This is a genomic window from Nostoc sp. NMS4 (assembly GCF_017115095.1).
GTDB lineage: Bacteria > Cyanobacteriota > Cyanobacteriia > Cyanobacteriales > Nostocaceae > Nostoc.
The window spans coordinates 1-22020 of sequence record NZ_JABXKI010000259.1 but is presented as its reverse complement, the minus strand read 5'-3'; the positions used below and the strand labels follow the sequence as shown (position 1 = coordinate 22020).

Annotated in this window: 21 protein-coding genes; 11 read left to right on the top strand and 10 right to left on the bottom strand. The window is 40.8% G+C overall.

Features of this window, described 5'->3' with window-relative positions:
- Nucleotides 1–54: 54 nt before the first annotated feature.
- Both HWQ37_RS23830 and aroF read right to left on the bottom strand, forming a co-directional pair.
- Nucleotides 55–423 (bottom strand): hypothetical protein, encoded by a 369-nt coding sequence (locus tag HWQ37_RS23830; protein WP_292751688.1) that lies wholly within the window; start codon nt 421–423, stop codon nt 55–57.
- A gap of 243 nt (nt 424–666) precedes the next feature.
- The gene (gene aroF / locus HWQ37_RS23825) at nt 667–1536 is read right to left on the bottom strand and encodes a 3-deoxy-7-phosphoheptulonate synthase (protein ID WP_292751685.1); all 870 of its coding nucleotides are present in this window, start codon (nt 1534–1536) and stop codon (nt 667–669) included.
- Nucleotides 1537–2293: 757 nt separating this feature from the next.
- On the opposite strand from aroF, the gene HWQ37_RS23820 reads away from it, so the two are divergent.
- From HWQ37_RS23820 to HWQ37_RS23790, 7 genes are all read left to right on the top strand, one after another.
- Nucleotides 2294–3364, top strand: a complete 1071-nt coding sequence (locus HWQ37_RS23820; protein WP_292751682.1) for a DUF2278 family protein — start codon at nt 2294–2296, stop codon at nt 3362–3364.
- Nucleotides 3365–3604: 240 nt separating this feature from the next.
- On the top strand, nt 3605–4297 hold the full coding sequence (locus tag HWQ37_RS23815) for a CatA-like O-acetyltransferase (RefSeq protein ID WP_292751679.1): 693 nt from the start codon (nt 3605–3607) through the stop codon (nt 4295–4297).
- 72 nt (nt 4298–4369) lie between these two features.
- The gene (locus HWQ37_RS23810; protein WP_292751676.1) at nt 4370–4528 is read left to right on the top strand and encodes a hypothetical protein; all 159 of its coding nucleotides are present in this window, start codon (nt 4370–4372) and stop codon (nt 4526–4528) included.
- Nucleotides 4529–4741: 213 nt separating this feature from the next.
- On the top strand, nt 4742–5236 hold the full coding sequence (locus HWQ37_RS23805; protein WP_292751673.1) for a hypothetical protein: 495 nt from the start codon (nt 4742–4744) through the stop codon (nt 5234–5236).
- Nucleotides 5237–5506: 270 nt separating this feature from the next.
- The gene (locus HWQ37_RS23800; protein ID WP_292751670.1) at nt 5507–6154 is read left to right on the top strand and encodes a pentapeptide repeat-containing protein; all 648 of its coding nucleotides are present in this window, start codon (nt 5507–5509) and stop codon (nt 6152–6154) included.
- A gap of 143 nt (nt 6155–6297) precedes the next feature.
- The gene (locus HWQ37_RS23795) at nt 6298–7152 is read left to right on the top strand and encodes a DUF72 domain-containing protein (RefSeq protein ID WP_292751668.1); all 855 of its coding nucleotides are present in this window, start codon (nt 6298–6300) and stop codon (nt 7150–7152) included.
- A gap of 82 nt (nt 7153–7234) precedes the next feature.
- On the top strand, nt 7235–7675 hold the full coding sequence (locus HWQ37_RS23790) for a hypothetical protein (RefSeq protein WP_292751667.1): 441 nt from the start codon (nt 7235–7237) through the stop codon (nt 7673–7675).
- A gap of 243 nt (nt 7676–7918) precedes the next feature.
- On the opposite strand, the gene HWQ37_RS23785 is transcribed toward HWQ37_RS23790, so the two are convergent.
- The 3 genes from HWQ37_RS23785 to trpS all read right to left on the bottom strand — a co-directional run bounded on the left by HWQ37_RS23785 (nt 7919) and on the right by trpS (nt 10387).
- Complete coding sequence (locus tag HWQ37_RS23785; RefSeq protein WP_363318179.1) at nt 7919–8266, bottom strand: Rpn family recombination-promoting nuclease/putative transposase; 348 nt, start codon at nt 8264–8266, stop codon at nt 7919–7921.
- A gap of 122 nt (nt 8267–8388) precedes the next feature.
- Nucleotides 8389–9318 carry a methylenetetrahydrofolate reductase gene (locus HWQ37_RS23780; RefSeq protein ID WP_292751664.1) on the bottom strand — a complete coding sequence of 310 codons (930 nt, stop codon included), beginning with the start codon at nt 9316–9318 and terminating at the stop codon, nt 8389–8391.
- Between the two features lie 58 nt (nt 9319–9376).
- Entirely contained in the window at nt 9377–10387 is a 1011-nt protein-coding gene (gene trpS, locus HWQ37_RS23775) for a tryptophan--tRNA ligase (protein WP_292751661.1), read from the bottom strand.
- Between the two features lie 646 nt (nt 10388–11033).
- Between trpS and HWQ37_RS23770 the strand changes: the two genes are divergently transcribed.
- Nucleotides 11034–11339, top strand: a complete 306-nt coding sequence (locus HWQ37_RS23770; RefSeq protein WP_292751659.1) for a DUF4070 domain-containing protein — start codon at nt 11034–11036, stop codon at nt 11337–11339.
- A gap of 126 nt (nt 11340–11465) precedes the next feature.
- The gene (locus tag HWQ37_RS23765; RefSeq protein ID WP_292751656.1) at nt 11466–12611 is read left to right on the top strand and encodes a DNA cytosine methyltransferase; all 1146 of its coding nucleotides are present in this window, start codon (nt 11466–11468) and stop codon (nt 12609–12611) included.
- 259 nt (nt 12612–12870) lie between these two features.
- On the opposite strand, the gene HWQ37_RS23760 is transcribed toward HWQ37_RS23765, so the two are convergent.
- Together HWQ37_RS23760 and HWQ37_RS23755 are read right to left on the bottom strand one after the other, a co-directional pair.
- Entirely contained in the window at nt 12871–13737 is an 867-nt protein-coding gene (locus HWQ37_RS23760) for a calcium-binding protein (protein WP_292751712.1), read from the bottom strand.
- A 226-nt stretch (nt 13738–13963) separates the two neighbouring features.
- Entirely contained in the window at nt 13964–15223 is a 1260-nt protein-coding gene (locus HWQ37_RS23755; protein WP_292751653.1) for a glycosyltransferase family 4 protein, read from the bottom strand.
- Nucleotides 15224–15374: 151 nt separating this feature from the next.
- On the opposite strand from HWQ37_RS23755, the gene HWQ37_RS23750 reads away from it, so the two are divergent.
- The gene (locus HWQ37_RS23750) at nt 15375–16115 is read left to right on the top strand and encodes a DUF429 domain-containing protein (RefSeq protein ID WP_292751709.1); all 741 of its coding nucleotides are present in this window, start codon (nt 15375–15377) and stop codon (nt 16113–16115) included.
- A 366-nt stretch (nt 16116–16481) separates the two neighbouring features.
- Here the strand turns inward: HWQ37_RS23750 and HWQ37_RS23745 are convergent, their stop codons facing one another.
- The 3 genes from HWQ37_RS23745 to HWQ37_RS23735 form a co-directional block, all read right to left on the bottom strand.
- Entirely contained in the window at nt 16482–17348 is an 867-nt protein-coding gene (locus tag HWQ37_RS23745) for an Rpn family recombination-promoting nuclease/putative transposase (protein ID WP_292751650.1), read from the bottom strand.
- Between the two features lie 173 nt (nt 17349–17521).
- Nucleotides 17522–20086, bottom strand: coding sequence for an alpha-glucan family phosphorylase (gene glgP, locus HWQ37_RS23740; RefSeq protein WP_292751647.1), 2565 nt, complete (start codon nt 20084–20086; stop codon nt 17522–17524).
- A 598-nt stretch (nt 20087–20684) separates the two neighbouring features.
- On the bottom strand, nt 20685–21008 hold the full coding sequence (locus tag HWQ37_RS23735) for a hypothetical protein (protein ID WP_292751645.1): 324 nt from the start codon (nt 21006–21008) through the stop codon (nt 20685–20687).
- Nucleotides 21009–21738: 730 nt separating this feature from the next.
- Between HWQ37_RS23735 and HWQ37_RS23730 the strand changes: the two genes are divergently transcribed.
- The gene (locus tag HWQ37_RS23730; protein WP_179063512.1) at nt 21739–21903 is read left to right on the top strand and encodes a hypothetical protein; all 165 of its coding nucleotides are present in this window, start codon (nt 21739–21741) and stop codon (nt 21901–21903) included.
- Nucleotides 21904–22020: the final 117 nt, after the last annotated feature.

The following is a 22020-nucleotide window of genomic DNA, read 5'->3' as shown; positions in this document are numbered from 1 at the left end:
AATCGAGGTATTGGGGGTTGGGGATGAGGACAAATTTTGCATTCTGGCGAAATTTTAGAGTGCTGATTCTTTAACTTTTGTCGAATTTTCAAGCTTGTTTGGATTCACCCAACGATTGACAAATTCGTTGTTATGTTTGTAAACCTTGATTTGCACTTGCTTGGAACTTAACTTGATTATTTCGGCGGGAATTCTTTGGACATCACTAGAATCGGTGCGGGGCTTGTAAAGCCAAATGACTTTTTGCCCAACTTGAAAGTAGTTAGGATTGTTAGTTAAAGAAGGCGTACTTTCTGCCCAAGAGGGGAAAGCAACTGCTAAGTTGATCAAAAGTACTAAGACTACTAGAGTGATTTGAAAAAGTTTCATGATCATTGCACTTGTCTTAGGCTTGATGGGGCAATCAATCTGCTGCTCTAGCATTTAGTTATTGTCCTTCTTTAGGTTTTCAAAATTGAAAGCTCTATATAATAAAACTTCTTTAGGCAATTTAGCAAAAGTTAAAATCTCTACTGATTTCAGGATAAAACGATTTGTAGAATAAAATCAAATAGTCTTATTTGTTAAAATGATAATTTAGATTTATATATAGCAATCCTAAATGAGTTGTGAAAATCGAGAGACTCAGATCCCCGACTTCGTAAAAGTTGTCGGGGATCTTATTGTTCACGCAGCCCAAAAAATTGGGGCAGGTTCCAAACCCACCCCGACATCTGATATACTACGCCCAACGGCTGTGGCTACAAGCTTTAAACTATTAACTAAATGCACCATATCTTCTAAAGAAAGTGCTTGACGAGCATCAGAAACAGATTTTTCTGGTTCTGGGTGACATTCAATAATTAATCCATCTGCACCGCAAGCGATCGCAGCCCTAGCCACAGGTGCTACCAACTCCCGTTTACCGACAGCATGGGAAGGATCTACAATTACAGGCAAGTGAGTTATTTGCTTGAGTGCTGCCACAGCCCCTAAATCTAGGACGTTACGGGTGTAATCATCGAAACTGCGGATACCTCTTTCGCACAACACCACATCAGGATTCCCGTGGCTGAGGATATATTCAGCAGCCATGACAAATTCTTCAATAGTTGCTGCTAAACCCCGTTTGAGTAGTATTGGTTTACCAGCTTGTCCCAAAGCTTTGAGCAAGTCGAAGTTTTGCATATTGCGGCTACCAACCTGAAGCATATCAGCGTGGGCGGCGACTACTTCAATTTGAGAAATTGACATCACCTCGGTGACAACTGGCATATTGTAATGCGATCGCACCCTGGCTAAAATCTCTAATCCGGCTTCTCCCATACCCTGAAAAGCGTAGGGAGATGTCCGGGGTTTGTAGACACCGCCACGTAACCCCTGTACTGATGCAGTAGATAACTTTTGGGCGACTATCTCCATTTGTTCTAAGCTTTCAACAGTGCAGGGTCCGCCGATAATTACTAGTTCTTTACCGCCGAAAGCGACTTTTTCCGAAATTTTAACGATTGTCTGGTGATTTAGATGGGATTGTGCAGCAAGTTTGGCATTAATCATGGTTATATTTTCCTGAAAAAATTAAGTATTGGGCAATTCAATTTTGGATTTTGGATTTTAGATTTTGGATTAAATTTCAATCTAAAATCCAAAATCTAAAATTCTTACTCCCCCTCCCCGATAACAACAAAAAAGCCCGAAATCTTTAAGAGTTCCGGGCGCGTTCTGATTCATTGGCATGACGCTATTTACCCGGAATTTATTCTGGGCCAAAAGTAAAAGCCATAAAACCAGCTAATAAAATAAGTCATGACAATGAAATTCTCCTTAAAAAAACAAAAACCGCAGAGTTTGCTCTGCGGTTCACCGGGCGGTTTCCATTAGGAAACTTAATTCACCCCCGGTGAACCACCCTAAACCAAAAATAAAAGTAGGAATTTCTGTTAAGCATTTGCGAGGCTTTTGCTGGAAAACTTAAGAAACATACTAATTTAATGTAAACACTAGCAGGAAGAGTCGGCTTTGTCAAGACCCGCACAAACCTGGCGCTAACAAAGCAGATTCTAGAAGAACATCCCCCGTCACTTGTGTTAATTATGCCTCGCTACTGCTTTCACAAAGACAAAAAAGGTACTCGTTGAGCTACTGACAATAGACCTCTTGCAAAAGTCCCAGATGCATGAGATAAATAGGTTAGAGTTGGATAGCATTTATGATGCAAAGTGCAATGCTGTCTGGTAAACTCCAAGCCGTTATGTCATGTGTACCACAGCTAAATTTGTTCGCTAAACCCTTTCAGTGAAGAGGTCGTGTTGATATGTCATTAAAGTATGGTGTTTTAGCTGGCAAAGTTGATGTATTCAAGCGTGAAGATGACCAAGATACGCCACATCTCCAAATTCGGGTTATCGATCGCAATAATCAGGCATGGCGAGTTCCTGTTAACGTCTTATCTGGAGATCAATCACTTTTGATATTCCATCGTGTAGATCCCCTCCAGGGACACCCAATTTTAGCGAGTTTATCGGATCTTGAGCCTGGATTTATTCCCCTACCATCCAATTCTGCTTCTGTATCCCGCGCCTTAGATTTTTTCCGATCTCCATTATTCGATTGGCCTACAGGTGTAGAAGTACTACCTTCTGGACCAGGTGAGAATGACGATTTACAAGATAGTCTAATTACTGATTTAAAAAGTCTTAAGTCACAAAATGGCGATATCTTTGTCTTCGGTGCTAAATTTCCTGAACAAGGTCAACCGTTTAATCCTAGACCAATCGATCAAGAATTTGGCACCAAGCAAGGCATTCATGATATCCACATGAATCAAGGTAATCCTCCTGGTCGTTTCGAGAGAGACAACGGTATCTTCCAAGATGGTGGACTAATTTTAAAATTCTCCAATCGATATGTTGGCCTGTTTCTCCGTTTTCAGACCCAATGGTTGCCCACAGACGATCGCACTGGAAACCGTATACCCAACAAATCCAGACCTATTCCAGCCGGATCAAATATTCCCTCAGACCCAGATGGGAATGTCACACCCTCAAATGTTTCAAACCCAAATATTTACGTTGAACGAGCATTAGTAAACCCAGTTGGTAGCGATCCAGGCAAAGAAGTGGTTGTCATCGGCAATGCCTCATCAGAAGATGTTGATTTAACCGGATGGAGTATTGTCGATCGCAATAATCTTGCAGAAACGCTTTCTGGTGTATTGAGATCGGGTGAATCATTACGTATTGTGCTATCTGGAAACACGGCTCAACTCGGTAACAAAGGCGGCACAATCCGCTTAAAGGATGCTTCTGGGAATCAAGTCCATGCTGTTAGCTACTCCAAAGAAGATGGCAGCACCGAAGGTCGCTATGTGAGATTTATCACGTAGTTTGAGCTGCTTAACTCCCAATACGGTTCGCTTAAAATGCATGTCTGCCTAGATTTGGGCGATCGCCTCTTGATGGGGTCTGATAGCCCGCCTGGGTATTTTGAAACATCTTAATTCCTCTTTAAGTTTTCAAAATCGGCGAACCTACCGATTATCAACTCAAGTGTAGACAGAGAAATAAATTCAGTATAAATCTGCTTTAATAAAGATGGAATAATCAATTATTACTTTTAGACACTTATGATTATTCCTATTAAATATCAACCAAGATTATTAGATGATAAAGCGAAAGAAGGTTATCTAAATTGGTCTTTAGATTTCTTTACTGACGCCAATGTTATTCAAGTTCCTTGTATTGATTTAACAATTCAACTTGAAGTAACAGATGCTTATAAAATGTATCAAAGCAATCCCCAAGAAGGAGCAACGTTCTTTAGTTTCTTGATTTGGCATTTAGTTCAAACTTTAAAAAATCATTTTTCCTTTCATCTACGATTGATTGAAAATCAGTGGTATATTCTCGATAATCCTCCAGTAACAATTCCAGTAGCAGTTGGAGGACAAGACCGTTTCTGGGAGATGTTGTTAGAAAATATTAGCCAAATGAGTTACCCAGAATTTATTAGTCAATATCGTCAAAAATTAGAACTAATCAGAAAGGGAAAAGGTCAAAGAGTCGAAGTAGAAACATTTTCACTGTCCTGTTGTTTTGGGAATTTACCTAACCTCCAATTTACAGGACTAACTTTAAATTGGCGAAGGGATGAAATTATTGGCCAGCCTTATTTTTATTTTGGTAAACGCTATTGGCAAAATAATCAACTTTTTATTCCTTTTGCTGCTCAATTGCATCATGCTTGTAACGATCCTTTTGTTTTTGATTTACTGATTCAAGATTTTCAGCAAAGATTTATCAATAACACTGATATATAGCCGATACAGGGTTAATAGTTATAAAAGAAGATTCGATATTGAGCGGAGTCGGAGACACTCCGCCTCCGAGAAATGTTTCGTGATTTTAAGAAGGGTGGCTATAATTTAGATGCGTTTGCCCTGTTATCAGAAACCAAATTCGGCACGATTCAAGTGACAACGGCTCTTGACACCACTCGCTTACTCACCGCAGAACGGTTTAAAGGTTTGTGGTGTTTCCGGTTCAATTAAATCATCTAAATCTAGGTGCATTGTTGTCCGCACTAGACCAGCGAAGAGATCGGTGCTAACAATTGACCCCAATGAGAAGTTAAAATATATAATTCTCCTGACTTATGAATTCATTTTGCGAAAGCTTATTGCAGGGAATTGACAACCGCCATACATTATTATTACCCAAGTCCTCGTTGACCAGATCAATTTTTTAGGATCATCAGTCTCATTATGCCCAGTTCCAAAATCTTAACCCAATCTTTCGACTATTATGGAGCTTACCCCTGCCCAGTCTGTCGAATAGGTAAGATTTCTCACATGCCATTGATGGAAGCTATGGCTTGTGACTTTTGCCAAGAGATTTTTACAGTCAACTTAGAACTACAGCAAATCAAGATGCCTTCTAGACAACCACCCTTAACTTGGCGTTGGAATGGGTTTAGTTGGACAGAAGGCCAATTGGAAGGTGTGGAATTAGGTTGGGGCTATGGACTAGCAGCAGCAGTTTTTATAATTCTTCCCACTAGTTTAATTGGCATAGTAGCTTACTATTTTCCTGCTAATCTGAAGGAACCGATTACCTGGATGCCATATATTTGGACAATATTAACCTTCCTATCACATTTATCAATTATTGTTTGGATTTATATTGAAGTTTATCAGATTCCGATTTCAGCATATTTTAGAGCGATCGCTCGATGGAGAAATGGAGAGATGGGGAGATGAGGGAGCAGAGAGCTAGGGAGCAGGGAGCAGGGGGCAGGGAGATGAGGGGACAAGGAGATAAACAAAACTCCTAACTCTTGTACAGACAAAGATTTTTCGCGTCTCTACTTTTAACTCTTAACTCCTAACTCAGCACGGGCTAAACCTTAGCTATCCGCTAACAGCACTCAGCACTCCTAACGCCCAATGCCCCATAATCCATAACAAATGATGCAGCGTATAGATGGCTCCATCACTCATAATTAAGTTGATTGTCCACCAAAATATCGTATGAGCGATCTGGAGCAGTACTATAGAGTTTTGGAATTAGAGCCTGGGGCAACACTTGAAGAAGTGAACCAGGCTTACAAAGATTTAGTCTTTGTTTGGCATCCCGATCGCATTCCCAAAGACAATCTCCGTTTACAGCAAAAAGCACAAGACAAGCTGAAAGCCATAAATGAAGCTCGTGAAAAGTTGCGCTCTCTAAAAACCAAACCCCAAACCACACTTAATTCATCGCCACGTCAACAGGAAAAACCATCTCAAACAACCCAGCAACCACCAAAGCAAAACTCAGACTTGAGTGGCAAAGACTACAGCCGAGCAAATTTGAGCAATAAAGACTTATCTGGCAGAAATCTGAGTTATGCCAATTTGAGTGGTGCTAATCTTAGCGATACTTTTATGCACAAAGTCAACCTCAGAGGTGCGAATTTATCTGAAGCAAATCTATTTCGGGCAAACCTTCTTTTAGCGGATCTCAGGGAGGCAAATTTACGCGCTGCTAATTTAATTGGAGCGGATCTCAGTGGTGCTGACTTGCGAGGAGCCGACTTGACGGGAGCGCGGATTCGTTCTGGTGAGAGGCTTCTGGTTAAATTAGTTGGGACTAACTTAGCAGGGGCAATTATGCCTGATGGTTCAATTTATCAATAAATGAGGTTGCGCTATGAACAAGCAAACAGGCATTTTGAGAAAAAAATCTGCGATTTTAACAAGTCGGGAATCTGACCTACCTTCATCCATGCCTACAACCTGCCTGTAAAATTGAATATGATACATCAAGGTTTTTAGGCACTGTGAACTTTTTTATCGGTTGTGCAGTTTGGGCATATAAAGGTTGGGTAGGCGAACTGTATCCCCAAGGTACTCGCACTGCCGATTTTCTCCATCTCTACAGTCGTCGCTTCACCACTGTAGAAGGTAACACTACCTTTTATGCCGTGCCTAACCAAGAAACTGTAACCCGTTGGGCTGCCGAAACATCAGCAGGTTTTGAATTTTGTCTAAAATTACCGCGAGATATTACTCATCAAGGGTTGCTACAACCTTATATTCCGGCTGCTTTAAAATTTCTGGAGGGAATGCGCCCTTTAGGTAAGCATCTTGGCCCAATGTTTGCCCAGTTACCACCCAGCTATGCACCCGCATTACTTGAAGATTTGGCCAACTTTTTGTCAGCTTGGCCGCGTACAGAAGCACCCCTAGCGGTGGAAGTTCGGCATCCCGACTGGTTTAAGGAACCCCATGCTAGTAATTTGACGGCGCTTTTAGAAAAATTAGGTGTGGGAAGAGTACTGTTAGACACACGCCCTATTTACACTGGAGATGATGACCCCCAATTGCGATCGGAACGACGCAAACCTAAATTACCGTTGCAATTGAGTGTGACAGCACCTTTTACTCTGATTCGGTTTATTTCTCATCCGAATTTATTAGTGAATCAGCCATTTATGGAAGAGTGGGTAAGGCAGATTCAGCAATGGTTACAGATGGGAGTGCGAATTTATTTCTTTGTCCATTGTCCTATAGAAGCGCGATCGCCTACCATAGCCCGTCACTTCCAACAGCTGTTGGAACAGAGTGGTACACCAGTTCCACCCCTACCTTGGAATAACCTTGAGCATTCCCCTAATCAACTGAGTTTATGGTGATCCTATTTAGTAGATAATTGGTGTTGTAATACTTTTCTGTTAAAGAAAATTTTTCAGAGTAGTTCCACCAAAGGAGGTTGAGATGAGTCGTCTTCTTTATGAAAAATCAGTCTCATATAAAGGATATCTCATCATTCCATTTGTTTTTGGCAAGGCGGATAATTACGAAATTTATTCGTATAAAATGTTATCTGAAATCGGTAACAGAAGCCAATTTCATAAAGCAGAAAATCCAGCAGGAATATATGGAAGTGGGGTTAGTAACATTATTGATATTGCTAAAGAGCATATCGATCAAAATTTTGAGTTTGTTCATCGGGGGGATAGTTTTAAGTCTCGCTACGTTTATCGGAACAATTTGATTATTATCTTCCAAGAAGGAGAAAAATATTTTTATGACCATTACCCACCAGAATTATTAAATAATATTGCAGCTCCAAAGTTATTCAAATCTGAATATGAATGTCTGAGTTGGATTAAGCAAGGGTTTGATGGGCGACATCTGCGACAAAGAGCTATTTGAAGAAGGTAGGAGTAATAATAGCGGTTCTCATTCAGATGGGGTACAACGTTATAGGCGTGCCTATTAAGCAAAAACTCTTTTAAAACCTTGTTTCCAGCATCAGGCTCAAGAAATACCGGATCGTTGCGGCTCTGCCACCAGTAAGGGAGGCTCCGCCTAGACTGTTGACTTTGTACCTTTTTATGTGTCAAAAAACTTCTCTAATGTTCTTTTATCACAGAATGTTACTATTTTGGAGATGTCTCATTCATACGGTAGGCGATCGCTTGGATCTAAACTCCTTTGGGGATAGATAACCACAGCACGCCAAAAATTGACTGATTCGTTTTGACGCAAGTAAGTAAAAATTTCAGCAAAGAAGCGTCTATAAAAAGTTGAGTCTAATTGAAACTGGACTTCAACAAAGTAAAGTGGTTGGTTTGAAGTTTCACTTGTGGGGATGAATACCCCATCAATCCTAAAAGCATTTTCTTTTACTTCGACTGAAACAAATTTGTATGCGTTGACATTGACAGTATTATCGCCAACTATTGCAAAAAATATGCTAGGAAAAGCTTGAAATAAGCTATCAAATATTTTGTCAGTTTTCACCTGGATTTAGTAAAGCGAAAATTAGATATTTAAAATCTATCAAAAATAGTGTACGTACATCTATTTCGGCAGAAAAAAAGCAGATGGTTCCATCTGCTTTCATAAAATATTCATTCTCTAATTTACTTGGATACCAACTGATTAACTGGAGCAATCCCAGCTAAATCTAAAATTGGCGCGATCGCATCTTCACGCTTCACTGCCATCATGTGAACTCCTTGACACAATTGCCGCGCTATTTGCACTTGCTCGGCGGCAATTTTTATCCCTTCTTCAAAAGGGTCTTTAGCTTTTGCTAATCTATCAATAATATGTTGGGGAATATCTACACCCGGAACACACCTATTAATAAACTGGGCATTTTTTGCTGATTTCAACAGAAATATTCCTGCCAAAATTGGTTTTTTATAACCAGCAGCAATGGTGTCCATAAACTTTTCTAGCCGCTCAAAATCGGTAATTAACTGACTTTGAAAAAACTGCGCTCCAGCTTCGATTTTACGTTCAAAGCGACTTTGTAAACCCGACCAACTCTTACATTGGGGATCTACTGCTGCACCCACAAATAAATCTAACGCACCATCAGTCAAGGGTTTCTCATTGCAATCAACACCTTGATTCATCTTCCGAATCAGTTGCAGCAGTCGCACCGCTTCTAAGTCAAACACGGCTTTAGCATCTGGATGATCGCCCGCTTTTACTGGGTCGCCAGTCAAAGCTAAAATATTACGAATACCTAAAGCATGAGCGCCCATCAAATCAGCTTGTAAACCGATGCGGTTGCGATCGCGGCAAGCAATTTGACAAATCGGCTCTATGCCATTTTGTGATAAAATCACCGACGCAATTAACGAAGACATCCGTAACACAGCGCGGCTACCATCAGTAACATTGACGGCATGAACCCTCCCCTTAAGAGTCGCCGCCATTTGAATCATGTGCGCTGGATCTCCCCCTTTTGGCGGTGCTACCTCGGCGGTAACTAGAAATTCACCTGCTTGTACAGCTCGACGAAAGTCATTCAAGGCTGTGTGGCTATAGGTGTGATGCATAACATTAAGGTTTTCAATTTATTAAATGGTATAACAAATCACACCTAAAAGTGAAAACTTATAGAGGAAGAGAGTAGCCTAAAGCAGCTTTGACTTGTGATAAAGTTTGATTTGCGATCGCTCTCGCTTTTTCCCCTCCATCCCGTAACACAGACTCCAAATAACCTTTATCGCCTGTTATCGCCTGATATTTTTCTTGAATTGGTTTCAGAGACTCAATAATCGTGTCCGTCAACAATGGCTTAAATTGTCCCCAACCCATATCCTGACACTCAACAGCCACATCTTCCTTTTTCTTCCCAGCCAGCAATGTATACAGCGTTAACAAATTATTACACTCTGGACGCTCTGGATCGTCGAAAGTCAGACCACGAATCGGATCGGTTTTACAACGCTTAATTTTGTATTGAATCTGTTCCGGTGAATCTAGCAAACTAATCCGGCTTAACTCAGAAGGATCGGACTTCGACATTTTGCGTGTACCATCCGCCAAACTCATCACCCTTGCCCCTTCCTTACGAATCAAAGGGTCTGGTAACTTCAAAACTGGTCGATCTGGTTGACCAAATTGGTGATTTAACCGAGCTGCAATATCCCGCGTCAATTCCAAGTGTTGCTTTTGGTCTTCACCCACAGGCACTTTATCGGCTTGGTAAAGCAAAATATCTGCTGCCATCAACACAGGGTAATCTAATAAACCTGCACTTACATTTTCCCCTTGTTTAACAGCCTTTTCCTTAAACTGGATCATATCTTGCAGCCAGTTTAGAGGTGTAATGCAGTTGAGCAACCAGGTGAGTTCACTGTGGGCCGAAACGTGGGATTGCACAAAGATAGTAGAGTGATTTAAGTCAAGACCACAAGCTAGATACAGAGCAGCAAGAGTGTAGGTATCAGCCGCCAACTGTTTTGGGTCGTGTGGCACTGTAATCGCGTGCAAATCAGCCACAAAAAGGTAATTTTCGTATTCGCTCTGACCTTCTACCCAGTTGCGAATGGCTCCCAAGTAGTTACCTAGATGGTAATTGCCGGTTGGTTGAACTCCAGAAAGAACACGTTGCTTGCCCATAAATTCCAACTTAGTTATCTCAAATTCGCGCTATGTCTGGCGACAAGTCCCTTGCGCCTACACAAAACTCATTTAATTTTGACATTTTCCAGGTCAAATCGCCGTTACAGGATGAGAGATTTTAACTCAACTTGGATTGCTAGAGAAATTTTTCACAAAGGAAAACGATAACTTATAGCGGTTCTCGTTTACGTGAGGTACACCCTACACTCGTGATGTTACGTGAGGTACACCCTACACTCGTGATGTAATGTTGTAACCGCTATAGTGTGATAATCACACAAGTTTGTGTGGTAAGACAGCTTGTAAGGTGAGCATTACAATGCTTACTCTACTGTAGTTTGTAAATAAAAACTTGATGCGATCGCATTGTGACTCAAAACAATGGCATTGTGACTCGAAACATTAACAATGCAGTAGATTGCGTTAAGATAGCAAGACAATACAAACACTAAACCGCAAGAGCCAGCAAATAACATTTTTTATTTTTATTTACAGAAATAGACAAAATTTAAATTCTTGTCAGAGAAAGTAGCAGTAACCTGGGAATTAATTAACTTTTCCATTCCGGGGAGTCTGCTGATGAAAGCTTTACTACTCTGGCCCATAATGCCCAATTCTTTCTGGTCTTACCAGGAAACCCTTGATGTCAGGTAAGCGTCCCAAGGGTAAATGTCCTTTAACTTGGCATAAACTGCGTTTATTTACGATAATTGTTTGGCGACAGGGTATTGTTCGCTCAACTCGTTGGCGTTTTTGGTGGCAATTGGGTGCGATCGCCTTCCAAAAACCGGATTTATTGTATTATTACCTCGTAGCATTGGGCTTTGGTGAACACTTCTTCAGTTTCCGTCATGAAGTGAAAGTGCAGCTAGAGACACAACTAGAAACATTGAAACAACAAGTACAAGAGACTCAGGAAACAAGTTATCGCTTGTCACCTTTTAGTTGATGAGATAAATTTTAAGCGTAGCCCATCGTAGACATCGCTTATATGGGTTTCGGCAAAAACTGTAGCATGTTTGATATATCGTAAGCAATATGTCACACGAAAGCAGACATCGATATCAAACAAAAAATGCAAGAAACCCAACTTTCTTTTTTTCCTAACGAGGAGAATCACTCTACTACAAAGCAAAAAAAACCCAAATTAGGACGTTATGAACGTATCAAACGAGAACTAGATCAAAATGACGCTGATCCATATAAAATATTCATTGATGTTGATTCTGTACCAAATGCAGCATCTAACTACACCTTCATAGATTTATTTTGTGGAGCAGGAGGCATAACACAAGGATTAGTTCAAGCTGGATTTAAACCCTTAGCTAGCGTTGAAATTAACCCAATTGCTTCTGCTACCCATAAAAAAAACTTTCCCCAATGTCATCATTTTTGTGGAGATATCGAACAATTTGATTCCCATAATTGGCTACAACAAATCGGCTCACCTGAAGTAAATCTTGTGATAGGCGGCCCGCCATGTCAGGGTTTTTCGGTAGCAGGAAAACGCGATCATAAAGATCCCCGCAATCGTTTATTTTATGAATTTGTGCGTATTGTTTCAGAAATACGTCCTTGGTATGTTGTGATGGAAAACGTTCCAGGCATTCTGACGATACAAAACGGAGATGTAAAAAAAGCAATTATTGAAGCTTTTGAATCTATTGGTTATCCTAATATATCTGTTGCAATTCTTGAATCTGCTGCCTATGGAGTGCCACAAATTCGACCAAGAGCCATCTTTATAGCCAACAGATTTGGAATGCCAAATCCCTATCCCAAAGCTAAGTTATCACCTGAAGAATACAAACCTATTGAATCAGCTATTTCTGATTTACCAGCATATACCTCAATACCAGAAATAAACCATCAGTGGACTAAACATTCACCTGAGTATATAGAGCGAATTGCTAAAGTACCTCCAGGTGGTTCTTTATATACAAAATACGTTGATGCTTTCAAACGGCAATATCCTGGGAAACCCAGTATGACTGTTAAAGAAAATCACGGCGGGACTCATATTCATCCATATCTTAACCGTGTTATTTCGGCGCGTGAAATGGCAAGATTACAGACATTTCCAGATTCATTTATTTTTGAAGGTTCTATGAAAAAAGCAATGTGGCAAATTGGAAATGCAGTACCGCCACGTTTAGCAGAGTGCATTGGCTACGCGCTTATTCCTTATCTAACTGATATTACACTGAATGTTTCAAGATAGCGATCGCACTAATCTTTCTCACCAAACCCTAAAATTTGATTTACAGCAGCATTAGACTTCCGACGTAGGTTGGGTGGAGGCTTTGCGTAACCCAACATCCTGATATATGTTGGGTTGCGCTCTGCTCCACCCAACCTACAATTTTTTTTGCAACATTAAAGCCATGACAGTCCATTACTTGACTACCGAGATTTTTTCAGAAATCAAATATGATTCCTATAGTTCAGTTAAGCATTTCTTTATTCTCTTCTTTCTCTTCTTACCTTTCTGCTAAACCCACCTGTCCTCCAATTAGCCCCAAAAATCCAGTTCCAAAGTGCTGAATCTCCAAAAAGCTTGCTTGCTCCGGCGAGGTTTTGTAAATTTGGAATGTCTTCATAATTCCTAACGTGGCAGCACTTTCTAGAGGCCCAACAAAACTAATATCCCGGTCTAGAAAATAGATTTGACTTGCCCAGTGAGCCATTTGATTTGAATTTAAAAAGTAGCAACCTGCGTGAGGATTGAGGGCACGACGAAAGGTAATTGGTGTATTCATAATTGTGCCATTGAGTTCTTGTTGCTGTTGCACATTTTGAAAAGGAGCAGTTACTCGTAAAGCCAAATCTCCATCAATATAAGCTTTGTGAACTAAACCTTGCAGAGAGACTTCATAACGATTTGGTTGGAGTAAATTTAAATCACCCACTTGTTGAGTAAACCAGTTTAATTTTATAAAGAACCAAGGGTCGTGAATAATTAAGTCATCTTCAAGAAAGCAGTAATAATCATATTTACCGAGATAACTTTGCAGAACATCTTGGCACTCAAACCCCAAAAGTAGAGGTTCTACATTGCTAGAATAATGCTTATATAAATGGGATGGTAAAGTAAGCTGATTCAGAAGATGATTATCTTTAGTTGTACAAATAACAATATCTAATTCGTGAGACTGCGGCTGATTAGCAGGTAAAGCTAGTCGTTGAGCAATGTTGATAATACTTTGAGATTTGCCAAATAATTGGTGTAAAGCAGTAATACTTTTAGTTAACGCTTCCAAGCGGGGTTGTGGCTCTTTGCGTTGGGAAGCATGACGACCTTCATTGCTCGGTTTGAAAAAATGGGCAATAGTAAAAATAATTCGCATTTTCATTTTTCATTTTTCATTCGTCATTTTTCATTCGTCATTCGTCATTCGTCATTTTTTATTGACCAATAACTAATGATTAACATACTTCTTGCAAAAGTCCTTCTTCTCAGGCTTTTATTTGCACCTTTGCTTGAGGCAAAAAACAAATATTTATGCAAGTGACTAATAACCAATGACTAATGACCAATGACTAATGACCAATGACCAATGACCAATGTGTTATCTAAGTTCTACCAAATCCTTTAGAAGTTGGACGCTTTTTCAAACTATCAGAATTTTTACCAGCGAACATCCATTGCAGATGCTGTGGTAACAATTTTGCCAAATCATAACGTTTCAGAATTGTCTCTCGCGCATTCGCACGAATTGCTTTCATTTCTTGAGGATTATCCAGCGCCTCTTCAATCCTATTAGCAATATTCTGGGGAGAAAAGAAATCTACCAGCAGTCCATTCACCCCATCCTGTACAACTTCTAATACTGGCTGAGTTTTAGAGGCTATTAGTAAACATCCTGCTGCCATTACTTCTAACATTGACCAAGATAATACAAAAGGACGGGTTAAATAAACATGAGCAGAAGAAGCTTGTAAAACTTGAAGGTACTCATTGTAAGGAAGCCTATCTGTAAAGTGCAGCCTCGATAAATCTAAAGATAATTTTTCTAACATTAATTGTTTATAAGTCTGACCATCGGGGAGATTTTTACCATAAGCAACCCGATCTTCTCCTACAACTACTACATGGCATTTAGGTCGTCGCTGCTGAATTAGCGCTACTGTTTCCATAAACTGCGGAAAACCTCTATAAGGTTCCATTCCTCGTCCTACATAAGTTATTAACTCTTCCACATGAGAAAGATCCAGATTTATTTTTGGTAAAACTAACTTTGCATCTGGTTTGGGAACAAAATATTTGGTATCAACACCATCATGAATTACAGTCATTTTGCTATGATATTCTTTGGGAAACTGTTGACGCTGCCAATGAGTTGGAGAAAGACCGCGATCGCAGCTATATAAATCAGTTAAAATCGGCGCATTTTTCACGCGGATACGGCATTCATCATCAGCATTCAGTGGATCGTTAGGATCGAAATCTGCATCAGAACCGTGAGCATGATAAAACCACTCAAAATAACACAATAATTCGGCTTTGGGAAAAACATCTTTCATAAATAAAGTTGGCCCCCAACCAGAATGACCATAAACTATATCTGGAAAGAAACCCTCAGACTTTAATTTTTCTGCCACGCGATAGACAGCTTGAGCGGTGAGAACAGCATTTTCCAAATTACGAACATAGTGGTGAGTTTGGGGAGCCGCTTCACGAGAAGGAGTATAAATAGCTTTAAAAACGCCAGGTATTTCCCCTTCCTGACGATTTGTCCCAAAGACGACTTGGCAATTAGGATCTTTACCTAAAACTATCGCTAGGTTGCGAAATTGTGAGGGAAAATTGGGATGTAAAAATAAAATTTTCATTGGAATAATCTTGATTAACTTATTGCCAGATAAAATAAATTAAGACAAGCTGCTTAAGATTATAAGATTATTTGTCATGATTTTTAGCAAGTAAATTTAGGTAAATGGTTGCCCGAAAATGCGAAAATAATTGCAAATTCGTGTTATGCTCATGAAATTTATTGGCATTGATTTAGGCTGGCGATCGCAACCAAGTGGACTATGCTGTTTAGAATGGATCGATGGACAACTGCAACTACTCGATCTAGATCGCAAAGATGCCATTGCAGACATCCTCGCCTGGATCGATCGGAGCGTAAAACCAGACGAACCAGCCATTATTGCCGTAGATGCACCTACCCTCATACCCAATGCTACAGGGAGTCGCCTCCCCGACAAACTCAGCCACAAATACTTTGGCAAATATCATGCGGGATGCTACCCAGCTAATCAAAACTTACCCTTCGCAGAGCGCACCATCAATTTTGGTTTAGAATTAGAATCACGCGGTTTTGCACACGCCCCCACTATTGAACCGCAGAAACTCAGCAGATATCAAATAGAAGTCTTTCCCCACCCAGCGATCGTTAACTTATTTAACTTAGAACGCATCCTAAAATACAAAAAAGGAAGACTCAATGAGCGCCGCCTAGAACTAACCAAACTCCAAAATTATCTCCTCGATATCCTCCCCTCTCTTTCTCCTCCTCTGCCCCCTCTGCGCCTCTGCGGTTCCTTCCCTTCCGAAATCCCCACTACAGGCGCAACCCTCAAAGCAGTTGAAGACAAACTAGATAGCTTAATTTGCGCTTATGTAGCTGCTTATTGGTGGTATTGGGGAGAAAAACGTAATTTGGTATTAGGCGATCGCACCACTGGCTACATTATCATACCGCAAAGAATTTTAGCTTAAAATGGTATTAAAAAGTTTGGTTTTCAAATCTTTATACAAGGAAAAAGCAAACATATAAATGAAATATCGCAGACATCACAACAACAAAGGTAAACAGCAAATTCGTTCCCACAAAACCTTAAAGCAAGTACAGCGTATAGCTCAACGCTAGGAATTCCCTTTACTTTTTTAAAATCGGTTAAAAGGCGGTAGTAACTGACCATTGAGAAAGCAATACCTGAGTTGGGCTACACCAACGCTTTTATTCTTGCCCTTTTTCAGTAGCCTATTTTCTCTTCAATTGATAATTAACAATCGTACCGAAACCAGCAAGCATCCGAATATATCAACTTCCAGAGGATGGCGATCGCAACTGTGGCGCTTATCCTAACTCCAAAGTGCTTCTAACCAAACTTGCAAATCAGCCAAGCTGATAAAATCAAGCAATGCTTCGCCCAGATTTTCTAATTGTTCTAAAGAGAGAGTTTCAATAGATTCACGCACATCTTGAGGTAATTCTCCCACCCGTCGAGTTAGCAGTCGGAAAATGAGCGATCGCTCTCCCTCAATTCGTCCTTCCTCTCGTCCTTCCTCTCGTCCCTCTTCCTTAATTTCTCGATAAACTCTCGTTTCCTTAAGCGTTATTCCTAACATCTGTTCTACCTCCGCTCGGCTTAATTGTTCAAATTTGTACACTAAGATTGTGGTTACTAATTCAATTATGGCGCGACTTGCAGTTTCTGGCTGCTCAATAGAGGAACGCTCAATTAAATATCTAGCCTCGGAGGGCGCAAGTTCTTCTTCTACCGTAGTTAATACCATCAATGCCACCCACACAGGTAGGGAGCGAATATCTCCCAATTCATTTAGATAAACCCGATGTACCTGGTTGCCATTGAGTTGATTTCGATGAGGATAAATATCATTTTGTTCGATACTGCGGGATGGATAAATTATCACGGCTTGCCAATCACTAAATCTGTCACGATTGCGGTAGAAATATAAAGATGATTCTGCAAACACCCTTTCATAGAGCCTTTCATCCTTCTGGAATTGTACCTCACAGAAATACACAACACCCGGACTTGCATTTTCTGGTGGTAAAAATACCCCATCGATTTCAAATTTCGGTTCTTTGACAGCGACTGAATCAAATCTATAAGCTTCTGCATTTGTTGGAGGGTTTGTTAATAGTTCAAATAGCAAAGCCGGGGATTGTTGAAATAGTTTGTAAAATATCGAATCTCGACGCATTTTGATTTTGGATTTTGGATTGTCAATTGCTTTGTGTATCCGGGTTCTGTGAATCAATCTGTCGCAATCATTTTTCAAATTGGTATCATACTTTTCCAATTGTCTTATAAAAGGCGTTGCTAAACTTAATCAGCAACGCCTAATTTTGAGTATTCAATAACTACTCAACACTCTTATTCTGCCCAAGCAATTAACCTTGGTTCATAAGGATTAGCCAGATTTTGATTTTTCGGCAATACACGCAAAGACAAGCCTTGCAAACCAGAAGCGGTATAGGTGATATTACCTGTGTAAATACTCAATTGCTGTGCATCTTCCCCTTGGTAATCCATCACCACTGGTATAGCGTTGACAATCTCACCATTGGCATCGATCGCACCTTGATATAACTCCACCTGCACATCATCATTCTTCAAAGTTGCCAAGTCAACCTTGGCTTTGACCGCAACAGTTTGGTTAACCTCAATATCTGAAGCTGCCGATACGTCAATATCTTTGATTCTGATATTGAACCAGTGTTCGCTGAGTTTTTCTTTCCAAGCGGCTAGTTCTTTGGCTGGGGCATAGTTATCAACAGTCAGGGTATGATAGCGATCGCTAGCTGGGAAATAAGCCCGCCCAGCATATTCTCCTACCATCCGCGCTGTATTAAAGAAGGGACAATTCAACCGAATTGCATCCTTCATTTTGGCAACCCACGGACGGGGTAAACCATCACTATCCCGATGTTCGTAAAATAATGGTACAACTTCCTTCTCTAACAACTCGTAGAGAGCGTTTGCTTCTACTTCATCTTGGTAGTTAGGATCGTCGTAATTCTCTCCATGTCCAATCGCCCAGCCTGTGCGGACATAATCAGCTTCATCCCACCAGCCATCTAACACACTTAAATTTGGCAAGCCATTCATTGCGGCTTTCATACCACTAGTACCAGAGGCTTCCCGTGGACGACGCGGTGTATTTAACCAGATATCGCAACCCGCAACCATCAACCGGGAGATGTGAATGTCGTAATTGGGAACAAACACTACCTGTTTTTCTAAATGTTGTTCGCGGATAAAGTGATTGATATCGCGTATCAGTTCTTTACCGGGAATATCCTTGGGATGCGCCTTACCAGCGATTACAAATTGCACTTTCCGGTCTTTGTTAGCCAGCAGAAGCCGCTTAATCCGTTCCAAATCGCGCATCCAAAGGGTGGCGCGTTTGTAGGTGGCAAAGCGACGAGCAAAGCCAATGGTGAAAGTGTAAGGATCTAAAACTTCTTGGGCTTGGACAATTTCGGAGGCGGAAGCGCCGCGATCGCGTAAATGCTTGACCAAATGATCTCGCACATACAAAACCATATCCAAGCGGCAGCGTTCGTGATTGCGCCACAATTCCTCATCGGGTATGGCATCCATCCGCTCCCACAAGGGGCTATCTGGTGGTGCTGATGACCAATTTGGGCCGAGATAGCGATCGTATAACTCTTGAGTTGATTTGGCCACACAACTCCGAGCATGGACACCATTAGTAATGGCTGCGATCGGCACTTCTTCCACTGGCACTTTCTGCCATAAACCCTGGAACATTTGCCGCGACACTACACCATGCAACTGTGCGACACCGTTAGAAAATGTTGCCATTTTCAGCGCCAGCACCGCCATACTGAAAGGCCCAGATAAATCGCCTGTATTCTCGCGCCCCAATCCTAAAAATTGCTCTTTGGGCAACCCAAATATCTCTGCATAGTACCCCAGGTAGTACAACATTTTTTCGGGAGCGAACAAGTCAATCCCGGCTGGTACTGGTGTGTGGGTGGTAAAGATATTGCTAGAAGCCACCACCTGTTTAGCTTGGGGATAATTCAGTCCCTCTTCCTGAATTAGCAAGCGGATGCGTTCTAGGGCAGAGAAGGCGGCGTGGCCTTCATTCATGTGGTAGGCGGTAACTTTCAGCCCCAAAGCTTTGAGCATTTGTACACCACCGATCCCCAGCATGATTTCCTGATGGATACGCATATCGATGTCGCCACCGTACAGCTGATCTGTAATGTCGTGGTCGTAAGTATTGTTGGGTTCAATGTTGGTGTCCAACAGATACAGAGGTACTGTTCCTACCTGTACGCGCCAAACTCTGGCATATACCTTGCGTCCTGGATAATCTACCGCAATCCGCAGTTCCGAACCATCGGCATTACGCTCCAGATGCAAGGGCATATTATAGAAATCGTTGAGCAGATAGCGTTCTTGCTGCCAGCCATCGGCATTGAGGTACTGGGCAAAGTAGCCTTGCTGATAGAGCAAACCTACACCTACAAGCGGTAAACCCAAGTCACTGGCAGATTTGAGGTGATCCCCCGCCAGAACACCTAAGCCTCCAGAATAGACGGGTAAACAATCTACAAGACCAAATTCCGCCGAAAAATAGGCGTAGCATTCTTTGGGTTTTTGCTCCCGTTGTTTCTGATACCAGGTGCGCTCTTGCAAATAATCGTCTAACTGACGGTCAGCTCGATCCATTTGCGCTAGGAAGCCTTCATCTTCAACAACTTCCAGAAGCCGCGATTGAGAGATCGTGCCCAACATTAACACCGGGTTATGATGGCTAGACTCCCACAGGTCGGAGTCTAGGCGACGGAATAAATCTTTAGTGTCAACGTTCCAATCCCAGTGCAAGTTATATGCTAGCCGCCGTAGTGGTTCGAGTCGCGGCGGTAGTGAAGGGGATACGTTAAATGTGCGAATTGGCTGCATAGGTTGGCAAAACTCCAAGTTTAGCTATGGTTATTGTTTACTCTCTTTACCAATGTTGCCAATTCTTTATACTGTAGTTTGTGAAAAAGCGATGACTTTGTTAAGCATTGAGAATTATTTTTAACCTCGTTGCTAAAGTTTACACCAAGGTGTTTCTAATTCTATGCCTGACTCTGAGCCATGTACTTGGTATATTAAGATTTAATCATTTACTGGCACTGGATCGCTTAAAAAAAATCTCGTTTTGAAGAAATAATTTATATTTATTTTAGTATTGCTTCCGGGGATCAATTGGAGAGTCTTGGCTGAGGGTGAAAATTTCCCATAGCTGTGTCCTGGAAAGTTAAATTTTTAATTATTTTTTAATAAAATTGCGCGGCAAACAAGTAGTGTAAGAAGGCAGAAGGGAAACCCCATAAATAATCGGATGAAAACCTTACCAAGTAGTTAACCAGGAAAAGCGATGCCTACAGAGGTCACTAAGCTTCTTGTACTGAGCGACAGTTGAAAGGAGTCGAAGTGCGGGCTACGCCTACGCTAACTACTTGGTATGAAATACTCACACTAAATCAGGAAAACAACTTACGAATGTGTGATTTTATGCACCTAATGAAGGCTGATCTTTAGTATTTTTTGTCATTGTCAGAGCTACAGCTGCTGCATAAGCTAGTTCTGCTGCCATTTGATAAGCATGTTTGATACTTGATGAAGTGTCCTTGGCTTTAGGAGAGGGTGAAGCTTTTTTGCGGCGTGACTCTTGTTTGACACCACCTGCTGCGATCGCTCGCTGTAAAATGATCCAGGCATCTAGGTCTTCTGAGTCATAATTACTTTGAAGTTGCGATCGCAGTTGATCCTCAGCTACAACACTCAGATAGCCAGTATTTAGAGCTTGTTGCACAATTTCTTTAATTAAAGCCATAATTTGAACCAAGTGTGTGAGTTAAAACCGATACCTCGATTTGGGAAAATTAATGTTTTTTTGTAGATTTATCCTCGAAACTATCGCTACGTTTTAGCTTTCTATAAATAGAATTTATAACGAGTAGTACCAAGCACACATCACCCCTTTGGCTCACCCGAATGGGTGATTTAGAATATTTTAGATAGTAAGTATATGGACAAAAGGAATATCTTGAGCTACTTTAGCTTTTTAACCAACAGGGTGTCACAAGTATATGTAGATATCATTCTAAATTTAACGCTACAATCATAAAATTACTTGCACCAGTAACGATATAAAAATAGACAAAAAGTAAGAATTCAGCACCCAGGAGTCAGAAGTCAGAATTTAAAAGGGATGCATTATGATTGCTAAATTAATGTATCAAATATTATTTTGATTTTTTAACTATTCTGACTTCTATTAGCGTAGCGGGGCGTAGCCCATTCTGACTCCTGAATTCTTACGACAAAAAGACCAATAACCGCTTACAACATTTTTAAAGTCTCCCTCCTGAATTGATTTTGTCTAAGTGTATAAAAATATTTCCGAGTAGCGATTGCTCTAGAAAAAAAGTTAACTTATTTCCACCCTTATCATCAAACATCAACCTGGCAATCAACTTCTTTAATGAGAGTGTTCCACTAAAAATAAAATGTGTTATCGTTAAAAACAATTGTTCTTAAAAACCATTCATGTAATTAAAAACGTGAATTGGCTAGTCTGTAAATCATCCGTGTGCAACATGATTGGAGCAGCATACTCTAGAAATTCGTTGCAAGAAAGCCGTCATAGCAGTCGGGGAAGCGCTTACTTGTTTGCACCGATGGTTAACTTCAATGTGATGGCTGATGTGGGAGATAATCCACCCTAATTGGATTTTTTTGGGGCAAAAATACCCATAAAAATCCAACAATAATTACATTGTCATGCTAGGCAGAAATTTTATCTAAACTTTGAATATAGTCTAGTTAAATGTATTTTTTGTTGC

What these genes read in the sequence shown, in the direction of transcription:
- HWQ37_RS23760 (WP_292751712.1), bottom strand. Translation starts at nt 13,737, where the DNA reads ATGCGAATTATTTTTACTATTGCCCATTTTTTCAAACCGAGCAATGAA.
- aroF (WP_292751685.1), bottom strand. Translation starts at nt 1,536, where the DNA reads ATGATTAATGCCAAACTTGCTGCACAATCCCATCTAAATCACCAGACA.
- HWQ37_RS23820 (WP_292751682.1), top strand. Translation starts at nt 2,294, where the DNA reads ATGTCATTAAAGTATGGTGTTTTAGCTGGCAAAGTTGATGTATTCAAG.
- HWQ37_RS23755 (WP_292751653.1), bottom strand. Translation starts at nt 15,223, where the DNA reads ATGAAAATTTTATTTTTACATCCCAATTTTCCCTCACAATTTCGCAAC.
- HWQ37_RS23780 (WP_292751664.1), bottom strand. Translation starts at nt 9,318, where the DNA reads ATGCATCACACCTATAGCCACACAGCCTTGAATGACTTTCGTCGAGCT.
- HWQ37_RS23750 (WP_292751709.1), top strand. Translation starts at nt 15,375, where the DNA reads ATGAAATTTATTGGCATTGATTTAGGCTGGCGATCGCAACCAAGTGGA.
- HWQ37_RS23815 (WP_292751679.1), top strand. Translation starts at nt 3,605, where the DNA reads ATGATTATTCCTATTAAATATCAACCAAGATTATTAGATGATAAAGCG.
- HWQ37_RS23735 (WP_292751645.1), bottom strand. Translation starts at nt 21,008, where the DNA reads ATGGCTTTAATTAAAGAAATTGTGCAACAAGCTCTAAATACTGGCTAT.
- HWQ37_RS23765 (WP_292751656.1), top strand. Translation starts at nt 11,466, where the DNA reads ATGCAAGAAACCCAACTTTCTTTTTTTCCTAACGAGGAGAATCACTCT.
- HWQ37_RS23790 (WP_292751667.1), top strand. Translation starts at nt 7,235, where the DNA reads ATGAGTCGTCTTCTTTATGAAAAATCAGTCTCATATAAAGGATATCTC.
- HWQ37_RS23810 (WP_292751676.1), top strand. Translation starts at nt 4,370, where the DNA reads ATGTTTCGTGATTTTAAGAAGGGTGGCTATAATTTAGATGCGTTTGCC.
- HWQ37_RS23830 (WP_292751688.1), bottom strand. Translation starts at nt 423, where the DNA reads ATGCTAGAGCAGCAGATTGATTGCCCCATCAAGCCTAAGACAAGTGCA.
- glgP (WP_292751647.1), bottom strand. Translation starts at nt 20,086, where the DNA reads ATGCAGCCAATTCGCACATTTAACGTATCCCCTTCACTACCGCCGCGA.
- trpS (WP_292751661.1), bottom strand. Translation starts at nt 10,387, where the DNA reads ATGGGCAAGCAACGTGTTCTTTCTGGAGTTCAACCAACCGGCAATTAC.
- HWQ37_RS23745 (WP_292751650.1), bottom strand. Translation starts at nt 17,348, where the DNA reads ATGCGTCGAGATTCGATATTTTACAAACTATTTCAACAATCCCCGGCT.
- HWQ37_RS23805 (WP_292751673.1), top strand. Translation starts at nt 4,742, where the DNA reads ATGCCCAGTTCCAAAATCTTAACCCAATCTTTCGACTATTATGGAGCT.
- HWQ37_RS23800 (WP_292751670.1), top strand. Translation starts at nt 5,507, where the DNA reads ATGAGCGATCTGGAGCAGTACTATAGAGTTTTGGAATTAGAGCCTGGG.
- HWQ37_RS23770 (WP_292751659.1), top strand. Translation starts at nt 11,034, where the DNA reads ATGTCAGGTAAGCGTCCCAAGGGTAAATGTCCTTTAACTTGGCATAAA.